General features: G+C 43.1%; 12 protein-coding genes, 1 tRNA gene and 1 pseudogene. 8 read left to right on the top strand and 6 right to left on the bottom strand.

The features are described 5' to 3' along the window. The first annotated feature begins 222 nt into the window (after window positions 1-222). The 3 genes from J4N39_RS09340 (at window position 223) to J4N39_RS09330 (ending at window position 2,257) form a co-directional block, all read left to right on the top strand. Window positions 223-672 carry an L-alanine exporter AlaE gene (locus J4N39_RS09340; protein WP_252018430.1) on the top strand — a complete coding sequence of 150 codons (450 nt, stop codon included), beginning with the start codon at window positions 223-225 and terminating at the stop codon, window positions 670-672. Window positions 673-829: 157 nt separating this feature from the next. Next, window positions 830-917: transfer RNA gene (locus tag J4N39_RS09335), tRNA-Ser, on the top strand. A gap of 152 nt (window positions 918-1,069) precedes the next feature. Beyond that, window positions 1,070-2,257 carry a DNA cytosine methyltransferase gene (locus J4N39_RS09330; RefSeq protein WP_252018429.1) on the top strand — a complete coding sequence of 396 codons (1,188 nt, stop codon included), beginning with the start codon at window positions 1,070-1,072 and terminating at the stop codon, window positions 2,255-2,257. Between the two features lie 22 nt (window positions 2,258-2,279). Here the strand turns inward: J4N39_RS09330 and J4N39_RS09325 are convergent, their stop codons facing one another. From J4N39_RS09325 to J4N39_RS09300, 6 genes and pseudogenes are all read right to left on the bottom strand, one after another. Continuing rightward, window positions 2,280-4,154: an ATP-binding protein gene (locus J4N39_RS09325; protein WP_252018428.1), complete on the bottom strand. Its 1,875-nt coding sequence runs from the start codon at window positions 4,152-4,154 to the stop codon at window positions 2,280-2,282. A gap of 474 nt (window positions 4,155-4,628) precedes the next feature. Beyond that, window positions 4,629-5,588, bottom strand: coding sequence for a transposase (locus J4N39_RS09320; protein ID WP_252018427.1), 960 nt, complete (start codon window positions 5,586-5,588; stop codon window positions 4,629-4,631). Window positions 5,589-5,793: 205 nt separating this feature from the next. Further along, window positions 5,794-6,051: pseudogene (locus J4N39_RS09315) on the bottom strand (hypothetical protein); the annotation flags it as partial. A 183-nt stretch (window positions 6,052-6,234) separates the two neighbouring features. Further along, window positions 6,235-7,194, bottom strand: coding sequence for a transposase (locus J4N39_RS09310; protein ID WP_252018426.1), 960 nt, complete (start codon window positions 7,192-7,194; stop codon window positions 6,235-6,237). A 125-nt stretch (window positions 7,195-7,319) separates the two neighbouring features. Next, a complete protein-coding gene (locus J4N39_RS09305; RefSeq protein ID WP_252018425.1) occupies window positions 7,320-9,179 on the bottom strand; it encodes a sensor domain-containing diguanylate cyclase in 1,860 nt (619 codons plus the stop codon). A gap of 300 nt (window positions 9,180-9,479) precedes the next feature. Then, window positions 9,480-10,358: a 6-pyruvoyl trahydropterin synthase family protein gene (locus tag J4N39_RS09300; protein ID WP_252018424.1), complete on the bottom strand. Its 879-nt coding sequence runs from the start codon at window positions 10,356-10,358 to the stop codon at window positions 9,480-9,482. Between the two features lie 357 nt (window positions 10,359-10,715). Here J4N39_RS09300 and dctP point away from each other — a divergent pair, with 357 nt between their 5' ends. Genes dctP through J4N39_RS09275 form a run of 5 tightly spaced genes read left to right on the top strand, consistent with a single transcriptional unit; the run spans window position 10,716 to window position 14,297 of the window. Beyond that, window positions 10,716-11,729 carry a TRAP transporter substrate-binding protein DctP gene (gene dctP, locus J4N39_RS09295; protein ID WP_252018423.1) on the top strand — a complete coding sequence of 338 codons (1,014 nt, stop codon included), beginning with the start codon at window positions 10,716-10,718 and terminating at the stop codon, window positions 11,727-11,729. 13 nt (window positions 11,730-11,742) lie between these two features. Further along, the gene (locus tag J4N39_RS09290) at window positions 11,743-12,249 is read left to right on the top strand and encodes a TRAP transporter small permease (RefSeq protein ID WP_252018422.1); all 507 of its coding nucleotides are present in this window, start codon (window positions 11,743-11,745) and stop codon (window positions 12,247-12,249) included. Between the two features lies 1 nt (window position 12,250). Next, on the top strand, window positions 12,251-13,540 hold the full coding sequence (locus J4N39_RS09285) for a TRAP transporter large permease (protein ID WP_252018421.1): 1,290 nt from the start codon (window positions 12,251-12,253) through the stop codon (window positions 13,538-13,540). A 10-nt stretch (window positions 13,541-13,550) separates the two neighbouring features. Further along, window positions 13,551-13,955: an OsmC family protein gene (locus J4N39_RS09280; RefSeq protein ID WP_252018420.1), complete on the top strand. Its 405-nt coding sequence runs from the start codon at window positions 13,551-13,553 to the stop codon at window positions 13,953-13,955. 3 nt (window positions 13,956-13,958) lie between these two features. Continuing rightward, the gene (locus tag J4N39_RS09275; RefSeq protein WP_252018419.1) at window positions 13,959-14,297 is read left to right on the top strand and encodes a GYD domain-containing protein; all 339 of its coding nucleotides are present in this window, start codon (window positions 13,959-13,961) and stop codon (window positions 14,295-14,297) included. Window positions 14,298-14,315: the final 18 nt, after the last annotated feature.

Genomic DNA, 14,315 nt, shown 5'->3' with positions numbered 1-14,315 from the left:
TCAATTACCAACCATTCATCTAAGCAAAATTACCTGCCTAGCGAAACTCTCTAGTTTTGCATTCAAATCTAGTTATATATTCATCACTTTATTTTAAATTTGAAATCTAATTCTACCATTGGTGTGGTCTAATAGCGCTCCAATCTGGTAGGTGTGTAAATGTCTGGTGGATTGTTTTGTAAATTTTCCTTATGTGCAGTTTTTTATTTGGTAAGTTAGTCGATGAAACTAAAAGGTGTGTTCTGCGTGCGTAACTTTGCAGCGGATACTTTTGCGATGGTAGTGTTCAGCTTTATCGCAGGCATGATTATTGAAGTCATGATTTCGGGTATGTCTTTCGAGCAGTCTCTTGCATCTCGTATGCTCTCTATCCCAGTAAATATCGCCATTGCGATGCCTTACGGTGTGTTCCGTGATTGGGCACTTCGCACAGGCCGCCGTGTACACCGCAGTGAATTGGCACAGAAGGTGAGCGATATCATCGCTTACGTTGCTTTCCAATCACCTGTATACGCACTAATCCTGATCTCTATCGGCGCAACATCAGAGCAGATTCTAACGGCTGTGAGCGGTAACCTAGTTGGCTACTGCATTCTTGGTGTTCTTTATGGCTACTTTGTTGATGCATGCCGCAAGTGGTTCCGTGTTCCGGGCTACATCCAAAGCGCTTGATAAATCAACGATCTGATCAAAGTTTGTTAGAAATAGCTAATTAGTGTTCAATCAAACCGAAATGGGCAACTTTTTTAAGAAATCTGCTTGACCAACCCCCGGTAAATCATTAAATTAGCGCCTCGTTGGCACAGCAAGTCCCAACACTACAAAATACGGTGAGTTGTCCGAGTGGCTGAAGGAGCACGCCTGGAAAGTGTGTATACGGCAACGTATCGAGAGTTCGAATCTCTCACTCACCGCCACATTCGAAGCCCCAGCAGAAATGCTGGGGCTTTTTTGATTCCATAAGCAGCCTAAAAGATTGCGCTCATTTACAAGTAGACTAGAGCTAATTCAAATGATTTTTCTATTGTAGATGATAGAATGAGCCCAAAAAGTTAATAGAGAAGTATTGATGACAGTTAGAGCCATTGATTTGTTTGCTGGTGCAGGAGGTTTCACACTTGCGGCTTTAGAAGTTGGTGTGGAAGTATTGGCTGCTGTAGAGTTTGATCAATCTGCAGCCAATACTTATATAAAGAATTTCATTGAAGAAAAAGGCAAAAAAATTGATGTCAGGGCAGGAAAAACTGCTGGTGATATTAACAATGTTGACCCAGAAGAATTACGGAAATCATTATCCTTAGATAAAGGTGAGCTTGATATCATTTTAGGCGGCCCCCCTTGCCAGGGATTTTCTACACACCGCATAAATAATGCTGGTGTCAATGATCCTCGGAATAAGTTGTTACTTCGGTACTTTGAATTTGTAGATAAGCTTAAGCCTAAAGCTTTCTTAGTTGAAAATGTTGCTGGTTTACTTTGGAAACGGCATGAATCTTTTTTAAATCAATTTATAGCATCGTCAAATGACGCTGGGTATGACGTAATATTTTGTGATATCATAAATGCCAAAGACTATGGGGTTCCACAAAATAGAAAAAGGGTATTTATTCTTGGTGTTAGAAAAGATATAACATGTGAAAGCTTTGACTTTCCCCCTAAACCAACACATTTCTCACATACCTCCAATAACCAACCTAAATGGAAGACAGCATCTAGTGTGTTTGAGCCTGTTCCCAAAAAGCTATACTCTCGTTATTGGAAAGAATATTTTAAAACGAAGTACAGTGGAAAACCCTCTAAAGAGCATATCTATAAACTATTAGATGAGTTGGAATTTGGCAAGCCATTTAAAGCCAATGATCCATGTGATGTACATATGTTACCAACTGAAATAATGGTAGAGAGATTCAAAGATACTCCACTTAATGGTAGTAGGGAAGATGCAGGTCTCAAACATAGATTGCGTTGTCATTCCAATGGCTATAAGGGGCATAAGGATGTATACGGGCGAATCTTGATTCATACACCTAGCAATACTATTACCACTGGTTGCAATAATCCATCGAAAGGAAGATTCGTTCACCCATGGTTAAATCATGGTATTACGCTAAGGCATGCTGCGAGACTGCAATCGTTTCCAGACTGGTTTGATTTTGAAGGAAGCAATACTGAAAAGGCCAGACAAATAGGTAATGCTGTTCCTCCAGAACTAGGTAAGAAACTTATAAATCGGATTAAGTCACTCATAGCAGGTTGACTATGAGTGACTTGATTATTAATCAGTAGCTAAGCTTTTCCTGAAGGATATTCAGTAATTCTTCCCAAAGAGGGTGTTTTCTGTTTCTTTGATTTAGAAATATTTTTTGCGTATTTATGATTAATTGCGAGCAACTTTCTTTTTCTCCAAACAGCTCCTCGGCGGCAAGCTCAAATCTTTCTTTATAGTCTTTGGTTTTTCTAGATATACTATCTACATCAACAATGGTGTTATTGCAACATTCCCAAATTAGTTCCTCGGGGGTATCTGTGTTAATGAAATGAAATTTGTCATGATATTGGTCTAATATTTTCAACTTGAAATAAATAGCTTGTTTTTCTTTTATTTCATCTGGAGCATTGCCCCCATTAAGTGGTAGAGAGAATGTACTACCCCTAACTCCGGTCTGCTTTCTGAGTATATTGTTTAAATTTCTATATTCACTCTTGCTTATATCTTCACTGTATGACTTAACTACCAACTTTCCACTATCGATGAGGGGTTTATATTTGTGAGAGTGCCTTCTTTTTACCGATTTCCTTTTATCTCCATCGAGCATAACAAAGTCTTTACTCATATCGTCAGTTACAGCAAAGTGTACAGGAAGTTGCTTAATTATTGTATCTGCTCCTCCGGGATAAGGTAAAACAGTGTAGTTGTCTAATATAGAGGGAGCGATATCCTTTAGTGCTGCTTCTAGAAGAATTTTTCCCAATTCATCTTCCACATATATTTTGTTTGCTGATTCCGAAATACCACCCAGGCGACTAAATGCTTGTTCGGGAGAACATGAGTTTGAAACTTGAAATAAGCGGGTAGTTGGATTTTTGTTAAACATTTTTATGGCATTGTTTGGCAAACCCTTTAAAAAATGCTCTGAGTGAGTCGATATTACAACTTGTGCTTCTTTGGTCAATATCATCTCAAATAGTAGGTTCCGCAGTTCATGCTGAGCACCAGGATGTAACGATACTTCGGGTTCATCCAGGAGTATCAGCGAACCATGGGGGGCAGACAAAATACTACATACAGTATTAACTACTGCTACTTCACCGCTGCCAGCAGCTGCTTCACTGTATTGATGAGCTGTGTCTTCAAAGATTATTGAATACCCGAGGTTTCCAAATAGAGAATGTTTAACTCTCTTAGCTGCTTTGTAGCTTTTCCCTAAGATCTTGTTACACCATTGCAGTTGCTCAGTTGTCAAATACTCTATTTTACCAACCGATTGGCTATGCCATTTTCTAGGCAACTGATGGGGCTGTTCCAACATACGGCTTAGTGACTTAGAACGGTCTCTAAGGTAATCTTGAATTTTGTGATAGTGAGGGTTGTTCCCAATATCATGAAAGTAAAATGAAGTATCAAAAGCGCTTAGTTCTTTGCGAAAATCAACAAATATCACAGGTTTATTTGCGGCCTTCCAACGATATTTATTTCGATGCGGCTTTTCATCAAGTCTAATATCTGACGACAATTTTGACATATTGTCAGCCATTCTTGGCCTAGCTGTCTCCCAGTAATCAGGGTCTTCACGTCTGCCTTGGCGAGCTGAACGAACACGAAGCTTGATAACTTCGGCTTCTGTCTTCATTCCTTTAGGGGTGTACTTATATATAAACCGTGCGGGACCACTACCATCATCGCTGACAATTGGGTCTAAATCGGTTGAAAACCAAAAGTCACCTAGTGAATTTCCTCTGACTGCGCCATATAGGGATGTGAGAACAGAAGATTTGCCAGAACCATTTGGACCAACTAGAGCTGTAAATGGGCACTCAAATGTTAAGCTCGTGTTTATATCTAGCTTTTTGTAAAATGGATATCTGATTTCTAGAATGTAGTCGGTGAGTTTAGATGTATTGATTTTGCAAATATTCTTAATTGTTTGGGACATCGCACAGTAACATTAGGTGAAATTTATTCGAGATTATACATACAAACTTATGATTTGGTTAGTACTTAAGTATTAGTTTGAAAGGCAATGTATATGTTCAATTAAGGACATGCACCTAATTGGAAACTGACCAAATATGCCATTCCCAGTGTTATGTGCAAGATAGAGTTTAAAGATTCAGTCTTTTGGTGGCAGATTTATCGTATCGACAGCGTTCTCCTGCAAGAACAACCAACACAAAAATCCAGAAACAACTGGCATGACTATAACGGGTGTAAGAGTTATCTATTAAGGACAGGCACCTAACTAGAAACTGACCAAATATGCCATTCCCAATGTTATGTGCAAGATAGGGTTTAAAGATTTAGTTTTTTGGTGGCAGGTTTATGAAATTGGTGACATTTTCTTGCAAGAACAACCAACACAAAAAGCCAGAAACAACTGGCGTGACTATAACTGGTGTACTTGTAACTTCTATTCCAGAGAATAAAGATGAATCTTGGTCTTGTTCAAAGCAGCTCTAGCACATTCGATTTGGCTTATACTGCCAATGGCAGTCGCACGCGGCCTCTCAAGCTGAACGCACGCTTTAAACCAAGTGGCTGAATCGATATCGAGCCTATCCAAGATCGGGGGAAGGGGAGTATCCATCGTATATTTTCCTTCCCTAAACTGTCGAGCCGTCCAGTCAATGAGTTCGAGATAGTCAATCAATCGAAATGGGATGCCATTAGGCTTGATGTTGTTCGAAGAGCCAACGAATGGATGTAAACAATGAGCGGTAGTTTGGTTCTGATTTAACGCATCTATCCGGGCTTTTACTGAGGTAAAGTCTGAACTTTCGGGAGTTTTTGCCACACCAGCTCTAACGGGGTTTAAATCTACGTATGCCATCGCTGCGGCAAGCGCTTTTTCATCTAACAGTGCTTGGCTTTTAAAGCGACTTTCCCAGAAGTGACCAGTGCAATTGTCCTCTCGGTTGGCTTTGCAAGCAATGTCGTAGTTGAGCTCCTTCATAAACCAACTGAGTGACCATAAGCGTTCTCGCCAGATCTCAATTATTTCAGAGCATTTTTGTTCTTCCACTTGGCATGTTAGCTGCTTTTGTCTCCACCTCTGAATCAAGGCTGGTAACTTGTGTTCTGCTCCCCACCTTTCCACGACTTCGTCCTGAGTTAATGCCAGCGCTTTGCTGCGATCTATGTGCAGAACAACATGAAAGTGGTTACTCATTACTGCATAGGCACATACATCGATACAGTACATTTGCATAAGTGACAGTATTTTGGCTTCTACCCAAGCTCGTCGGTGTTCGTAGTTAGTATTAGTCAGACTATCAATGCCGCAAAGGAAGCTACGTCTCACGCAGCGAGATACACAATGATAATAAGGCGTGGCATCTACGGCCACGAGCTGTTTTCTAGCAGTAGTCATAAGTCGTTAAGGTTAGTTGTTTGTGTTTACCTTAACTGCTTGGCGTCAAAGCGAATGAGAGCTTAGTTACTGTCTGAGTGAAATCAGTCTATTTTCATACTTTTGGTGTGTGTCCCGCTTAAAAAGATACCTGTGTATTAGCAAGATATAAAAAAGCTCATCGATTGGTATGCGATGAGCTTTCTACAAAACGGGAGCCTAGATGCTACCTAAACGCCATAGCCCCTTTACCAACCCCTTCATAAGCGACAACTTTTAGAGATTTACCTTCTGCAACTGAAGGTTTTACTTCATCTGCAATGTAGGCTGCGAGCAGTTCAACTGTCGTGTCTGTATCCAACACTTCGCATTCTGTTTTAGCTATAGCAATCTCAAACTCGCCTTGTGGCGCTGTGTATTTGAAGCCGTAGTGACTGTCATTGGTGATAGTGCTTGCGTGTTCGCTCAGTGTTAAGGTCTCTAGAATCTAATTAAAGGACAGGCAGCTAATTAGAAACTGACCAAATATGCCGTTCCCATTGCCATGTGCAAGATAGGGTTTAAAGATTCAGTTTTTTGGTGGCAGATTTAAAGTATCGACGACGTTTTCCTGGGACATAATTAAAGGACAGGCACCTAATTTTGAAAACTGGTGTACTTGTAACTTCTAGCCCAGAGAATAAAGATGGATCTTAGTCTTGTTCAAAGCAGCTTTAGCACATTCGATTTGGCTTATACTGCCAACGGCAGTTACATGCGGTCTCTCTAGTTGAACACATGCTTTAAACCAAGTGGCTGAATCGATATCGAGCCTATCCAAGATCGGGGGGAGGGCAGTTTCCATCGCATATTTTCCTTCCCTAAACTGTCGTGCAGTCCAGTCAATGAGTTCGAGATAGTCAATTAATCGAAATGGGATGCCATTAAGCTTTAAGTTGTTCGAAGAGCCAACGAATGGATGTAAACAAGGAGCGGTAGTTTGGTTCTGATTCAACGCATCTATGCGGGCTTTTATCGATGTAAAGTCTGAACTTTCGGGAGTTTTTGCCACGCCAGCTCTAACGGGGTTTAAATCTACGTATGCCACCGCTGCGGCAAGTGCTTTTTCATCTAACAGTGCTTGGCTTTTAAAGCGGCTTTCCCAGAAATGACCAGTGCAATTGTCCTCTCGGTTAGCTTTGCAGGCAATATCGTAGTTGAGCTCCTTCATAAACCAACTGAGTGACCATAAGCGTTCTCGCCAAATCTCAATTGTTTCTGAGCATTTTTGTTCTTCCGCTTGGCATGTTAGCTGCTTTTGTCGCCACCTCTGTATCAAGGCTGGTAACTTGTGATCGACTCCCCACCTTTCTACGACTTCGTCCTGAGATAATGCTAGCGCCTTACTGCGATCTATGTGCAGTACAACGTGAAAGTGGTTACTCATTACGGCATAGGCACATACATTGATGCAGTACATCTGCGTAAGTGACAGTATTTTGGCTTCTACCCACGCTCGTCGGTGTTCGCAGTTAGTATTAGTAAGACTATCAATGCCGCAAAGGAAGCTACGTCTCACGCAGCGAGATATACAATGATAATAGGGTGTGGCATCTACGGCCACGAGCTGTTTTCTTGCAGTAGTCATAAGTCGTTAAGGTTGGTTGTTTGTGTTTACCTTAACTGCTTGGCGTCAAAGCGAATGAGAGCTTAGTTACTGTCTGAGTGAAATCAGTCTATTTTCATACTTTTGGTGTGTGTCCTGTTAAAATTCTATTCTGACTCGATACGATTTCGTCCTCGCTCTTTCGCTTTGTACAGGGCTGTATCTGCTCTGGCAATTAGCGCATTCACTTCTTCATCTTTAGCGCATTGGGCTATCCCGAAGCTTGCCGTAACTTGAGGTTCTTTATCCTCATAAGAAGATGCGATGGTGGTCCTTAGTTTTTCTGCTAATGTCCGTACACCCTTTAGGTTGGTGTTTGGGCAAATGATGAGAAACTCCTCGCCGCCCCAGCGGCCTGCAAAATCGACTTCTCGCGAGCATGTTTTCAACATGTGGGCTGCGGAGGCTAAAATTTCATCTCCTATTTGATGTCCATAGTTGTCATTGATCGACTTAAAGTGATCTAAATCGATAAGAATGATGCTGAAAGGCTGCTGATATCGTTTAAAGACATTCGTCTGCTCGGTGAGTACTTGATCAAGCTTGTGTCGATTGAATAGTTGGGTGAGTGAGTCAGTAATCGACATCACTTCAAGTGCTTTTCGTGAAGTGATTTCTTGGGCTATTTGTGCGTAGCCCGTGCAATTTCCTTCTTCATCCAGTTCTGGAGTGATAATGCTGTAAATCCAGTAAGGTTTGCCTGCTTTTGTCTGGTTGAAAAACTCGCCTTTCCATGTGTGACCTTTGGTTATCGTCCTCCATAGCGATTTGTATGCTCTTGGGCTGGCTTTACTATTCTTTAGCATGCTGTGTTTTTGACCGATCATTTCGTCGGCAGTATAGCCAGAGAGCTTACACATACGCTCACTTACATCGGTAATATTACCGTTAAGGTCGGTTTTGCTTGTGATTACGTGTTTACTGACAATTGCATTGGTGCGCTTGAGTTCAACCAATGTATCAGAGAGTCGATTTTGTAGCTTAGCAGGTATAAGGGCGACGATAGCCGATAGGGGGAACGAAATAAGCATCACGATCGCGGCAATAATGGCGGCCGTGAAAAAGTTGGTATTGGTAATAGTTTCTATAGTGGTCGTTTTAGGAACCATGACTAACTTTAGTCCTTCACCATTGCTTACAAGCTCGTTCAGCGAGTATGAATAGATCGATCTACCTTCATAGGAGGTTAGGTAGTCGTGCTCTTTTTCGCCTAAATAGCGACTCCAAGATAAGGTTTCATTTGGGTGATGTAAGACTTGGTTATCTTTATCGGCAATAAATACATCAAAGTCAGTAGACTGTGAAATTGCATTCAGCATAAACGACGCATTCACGTTAATAACGATCACGCCATAGAGGTTGCCTTCATGTTTTAAAGGTGTCGCGATACGAATCGTGGGTTTTATCGGGTGTTCGATTTGTCCGTGTTCTACATTCAGATCGAGTTTCGAGTACCAGATTTCGTGCTTGTTCAAAGCAATAGATTCGTAAAAATAGTACCTGTCCGCTTTGTTTTGTAGCTCATTCTTGTCTCTAACAATGCTGTGCCCGAGCATATTTCTCTCAACTCTGACCATTTCGGCACCGGTCTGGTTGAGATATCGAACTTGCATGTACTCTGGCTCTGACTCAAGTATGGCTAGGAAAAGAGACTGAAGAGTATTGAGGTTGCTTGGTGTCGGTACTTTGAGGTAATTGGTGGTGATTGGGCTACTCACGATAGACAACAAGGTTGCATCTAGAGAGTTAATGGAGTTAGCAATCAATCGCTTTTTTGCGTAGAGCTCCCCTTCAAATTTGGATTCCAAGGCACTATCAATATTAGTGACTTGCATGTGGTAGTTAACGAATGAGGTGAACAGGGCCACGAGCGCCCCAAAAGATAGGAAACATAGAGCGAGACCAAGGTATGTTTTGTTGGACTGCCAGTATTTGTTTTTAGTTTTTTCTTGTATTGGCTTTGGCATAGGCATCTCTATAACAACATTAGAGTTTTGCAAAAGCTAGCCAAAAGACATTAATTTTATAATTGTTATTTAAGCTCTTTATAACTTGAATATGAGGCCATGACAATGATTAGTGAGCAAATTTGTTTTCGCTCTAGTAAGGGACAAAGTCAGGTTATTGTGGAGCGGGCTCAGTAAGGATTAGTGGTTACTTGGGATATGAAGGGTGATATGTCAGACAACATAGTCGTTGCTTGGAAGACTGTTAGCCAATTACACCCATAAAATCTGTTTATGGGTGTTATATGATTAGATTTTAAACTACCTAAACGCCATAGCCCCTTTGCCAACCCCTTCATAAGCGACAACTTTTAGAGATTTACCTTCTGCAACTGAAGGCTTTACTTCATCTGCAATGTAGGCTGCGAGCAGTTCAACTGTCGTGTCTGTATCCAACACTTCGCATTCTGTTTTAGCAATCGCAATCTCAAACTCGCCTTGTGGCGCTGTGTATTTGAAGCCGTAGTGACTGTCATTGGTGATAGTGCTTGCGTGTTCGCTCAGTGTTAAGGTTTCTAGCGCTACTTGGTCTTCTTTTGTCCCTAAGTAGATGTCTTCCCAGCGGTTGGCAAAAGCTTGTTCTAGAGCTGAATCGCGAGCTCCATCGACGTGTAGCTCGATAGGTGAGCGGTGGCCGTGGGCGATGCGTTGGCAGTTGCCATCGTGTTTTTTCAGCCCGTGAGAATAGTGGTAGAAAGCGCCTGCGATGTTTTCATGGCGTAGAGTGATTTCTAAGCCTTGTACGTTGTGCGGTAGGTTGCCTTTCAGCACTTGGTAAATATGCTCAGTTACGCTTTCGATATCCACTTGAGGTGCATCGATGATGCAGAACGCTTCATCTGGGCAGTTTAGGTGAATGCTTTTGTCGCCACGAATTAGGTCGACAGTTGAGTAGCCGTTTTGCGTCGCTTGAATATGTACTTGCGAGTTTACAGCTGGGATCAGTAGGCGGTGATCCACATACTCATCGACCAAATATTTGATCTGTTTTTTAACCTTGCCAAAGTCTAGCACCATGCTCATTTCATTGAGCTCACCTGAGAGAATGACATCCAAAATCCAACTTTCCCCTACCATACCTCGCTTTTCACACAGGTATGAGACATCGATGACGGTAAGATCATTAACAAATAGGTTCAAAGTGAAGTCCTTAATAAGGTAGTTATCATTGTTTCGGGTCGGCGATTATAGCAAAAGTCACGCCTACTGCGCACAAGATTACAGCCCTATTTATAGAAGGGAATTATCGCTCGAAAATTTCGCCTTCTTTCTTGTCCGAGAGCGGACAAAGCCTGCACTGATATGGGGTGAGGTGCTTTTACATCGCTTGATATTTGTGCGTTGAGCGAGCTTTCTCACACCTCAGTACAAAAACTCTCCATCTGTGATTTCCTTGAGTTATAGTCAATAACGAATTGTTTTACATATAACTAATTTATAAATAATTTACTCAGTTAAAGTAGGGCAATAATAAAATATTACATGGAGTAACTCAGAATGAAGAAAGCTAGTCAGTGGATTTTAGGTGGTGTCAGTGCCACTTTGTTGTCGATGTCAGTTGCACAAGCGCAAGAGTGGCGTTTTAACAACTTCCTACCAGAAACTCGCCCTGAAACGAAAGAGCTAGAGCAGTTTGCCGCCGAAGTGAAAGCGAAAACCGACGGTGAGATTGATATTAAAGTCTTCAGTGGTGGTTCTTTAGGTCTGAAGAACACGGATGTATTGCGATTCCTTCCTCGTGGTGCTGTGGATATGAGCTTGGCGTGGGCAAACTACCTTGGTCGAGATGCTGAAAGCATGAGTACTGTGATGGTGCAGGGCACGATTGGTTCGGTTGAAGAGCTCAATGCAGCACTGCCTGAAGTGAAGAAAATCTATCGAGAAGAGTTTAACGATTGGGATGTAGCGATCACAGGTTACGTTGCATTGCCAATGTTAGAAGCGTCTATCTTCTGTCGTGAAGAGCCAATCAACACCCTAGAAGGTTTGCGTGGCAAGAAGCTGCGTGTGTGGGCGAAAGATCAGGTTGATACCTTTGGTCGCCTAGGTGTTTCAGCTCAAATTATTCCTCAAGAAGAGATGTACGTAGCGATGAAAACAGGCGTCGTGGATTGTGCAGTTTACCCAGCACTATATGCTCACACAGTATCTCTTCAAGAAGTGGCTAAATACGCCGCATACCTATACCCAATGGCATCTGGCCCTTATGTCCTAGGCATGTCTCAGCGTAAGTGGGATCGTCTTCCACAGAAACACCAGCAAGCACTACTTGAAGCCGGTGATGCCGTATGGGAGCGCACCAACTCCTATGAAGATGACCACCAAAAAGAGCTGGCAGCGCGTAGCAAGCTGGAAGAGGGTGGCGTGAAGTGGCTATCAGATTTCCCAGAAGCAGATCGTAAAGAGTTCACTGAAGCGATCACTCAAGTATGGGGTGAACTGGCGAAGGAAGCGGGTGGTAAAGCGCCTGAATATCGTCAGCGGGTTCTAAAAGCGATGGGTCGAGAGTAACGCAGCACAGTTTATGAGTTCATTGAAATCTTCGATCGAGAAAGGGCTGAGAGGTTCAGCCTTTTTTCTCGCAATTTTGTCTGCACTGGCATTGACGGCAATTTTACTTGTCATCATCACCAGTGTTGTTTTGCGTAAGTTTTTTGACTCACCGCTCTTCTTTGCCGAAGAGCTGGTGGGGCTGTTGATGAGTGCGAGTCTGTTTTTGGCACTGCCAATGGCAACCATAAAAGGTCAGCATATTCGAGTGACCTTACTTATTGAGGCTTTGAAAGACGGTTTTGCGTTGGCGACTAAGATACTCGTTTTTGCGGGAACCTTGGTCGGCATCGCATTTACTGGCTGGATCTTATGGGAAGCCATTCCTTGGATGGAGTTTGCAATCAGACGCGAGCTTAAATCGGAAACAGCGCGTATTTTGTTGTATCCACTTATGAGTGTTGTACCCGTATCGATGGGGCTTTGCCTGTTGATTTACTGCGCTCGTGTTGTCGGTATCGTTAAATTAGAGGAACGTTAAGATGTTTTGGACGACCCTCGTCTCTGTGTTGGTGGCGACAGCAAGCAGTGGTATCGCCCTTGGGGCCGCTTTAGGCTTTACTGGACTTATCATTCTGCATTTTTTCAATTATGGTTCGGCGTATCTAGCGATTGATACGATTTGGGGTATTTTTAACTCCTTCACGTTAAGCGCCGTTCCGATGTTCATTTTGTTAGGGGAAATTCTACTAAGAAGTGGTTTGAGTGAGCGTGCCTATGCAGCGTTTACTCCAATTTTTGCTCGTATTCCAGGCGGGCTACTTCACTCCAATGTGGCGGTTTGTACTTTGTTCGGTGCAGTCAGTGGATCAAGCTTGTCGACGGCAGCGGCGATTGGTTCGGTGGCGTATCCTGAGCTAAGCAAGCGTGGCTACAACAAAGAAGCGGTTGTAGGCAGCCTTGCGGGGGCGGGTACCTTGGGGCTTTTGATCCCACCGAGTCTATCACTGCTGATCTTTGGTGCATTAACAGAGACCTCAATTGGTCGCTTGTTTGCAGCAGGTATCGTACCGGGCATCATGGTGAGTGCACTGTTCATGCTGTACATCTTTTTGCGCAGCGTGAAAGACCCAAGCATTGCACCTCGTGATAATACTAAATACACCCTGAGCTTTATCTTGGTGGGACTCGCCAGAGTATGGCCAGTGCTACTGATGATCTTGGCAATCATGGGCAGCATTATGTTTGGTATTGCGACGCCAACGGAAGCGGCTGGAGTAGGTGTCGCTGTAGCGATAGCTATCTCGTTTATCTGGGGCGATCTTAGCGTTAAAGGCTTGGTTGAGTCGGTATATCGTAGCGCACTGATGTTTGCATCGATTGGCTTTATTGTGCTTGGCGCAGCTATTTTGTCTCAGTCAGTGAGCATTCTTGGTATCCCACAGGCGATTTTGCAAACCGCAATTGATAGCGGCCTTGGCAAATACGGCATCTTCCTACTGATCGTTCTTATCTACGTACTATTTGGTTGTGTGTTTGATGGCTTGTCATTGATGGTGATGACTTTACCGATAGTGTTCCCACTACTGACAGGACTTGGTTTCGACCAAATTTGGGTGGGTGTGATGATCACTATCATGATTGAAATTGGTCAAGTAACACCGCCAGTGGGGCTTAATTTATCGGTGCTAACGGCATTGACCAAAGGCGAAATAAGTTTGGGTCGCACAGCGATTGCAACCATCCCATATTGGGGGATCTTGTTGCTCGCCATAGTGATAATCACTTTGGTACCAAGCATTGTATTAATTCTTCCTAACGCGATTTTCTAAAAGGTATTTTATGGCAATTAAAATAAAAGCAGCCAGTTACGGACCAGCCATTGCAGCGCTCAATGCGGATGGTGAACTAGTGTATGGCACAGAGCTGGGCGCATTATCTAAAACACCTGAGCTAGATAGCCCAGCCATGACCATGCTCTACTCAGTGGCTTCTTGCATGGTGTTATCGCTGCAAATGGTCGCAAAGCGCAAGAAGATTGAGGTGCAGCCATTTAGCTTTGAGGTGATTGGCCATAAAGGGACAGAACTGCCGATGCATTTTGCTCGTTATGAAGTCGCACTAAGCGCAGGCGTTCACGCAGATCCTGAAGTTGCGCAGAAGCTGCTAAAGGATGCCAAAGCGATCTGTACCGTAAGTAACAGCCTTTCTGGCTCGTTTGAATTGAGCATCAAGGAAGAGGGGTAAACCGTGGCGTTACAAACTTACTTAGTCCAAGTGGCGTTTACTGCCGAAGCGATGGCGGGCCTAGTAGCAAAGCCTGAAAATCGCTTAAACAGCATGATCCCTATCGTTGAGAAGATGGGTGGCAAGTTTATCGGTAGTTGGATCTCATTTGGTGAGCACGACTCGATTGCAGTGATTGAAATGCCAGATCATATCCATATCAAAGCGTTTTCAATGGCGGCGATGGCTGGTGGTGGTTTACGCCATTTCCACCTTACTCCAATGATCTCATTTGAAGATGGCGTAGAGGCGATGAAGCTTGCAGGGTCTTTGGCTTACCAAGCACCAAAAGATGATGAATAGCGCATCGATATAATGAAG

This window comes from Vibrio sp. SCSIO 43136, assembly GCF_023716565.1.
Taxonomy (GTDB): Bacteria; Pseudomonadota; Gammaproteobacteria; order Enterobacterales; family Vibrionaceae; genus Vibrio.
Note: the sequence above shows the minus strand (reverse complement) of the source record. Positions and strands in the feature narration are given on the sequence as shown.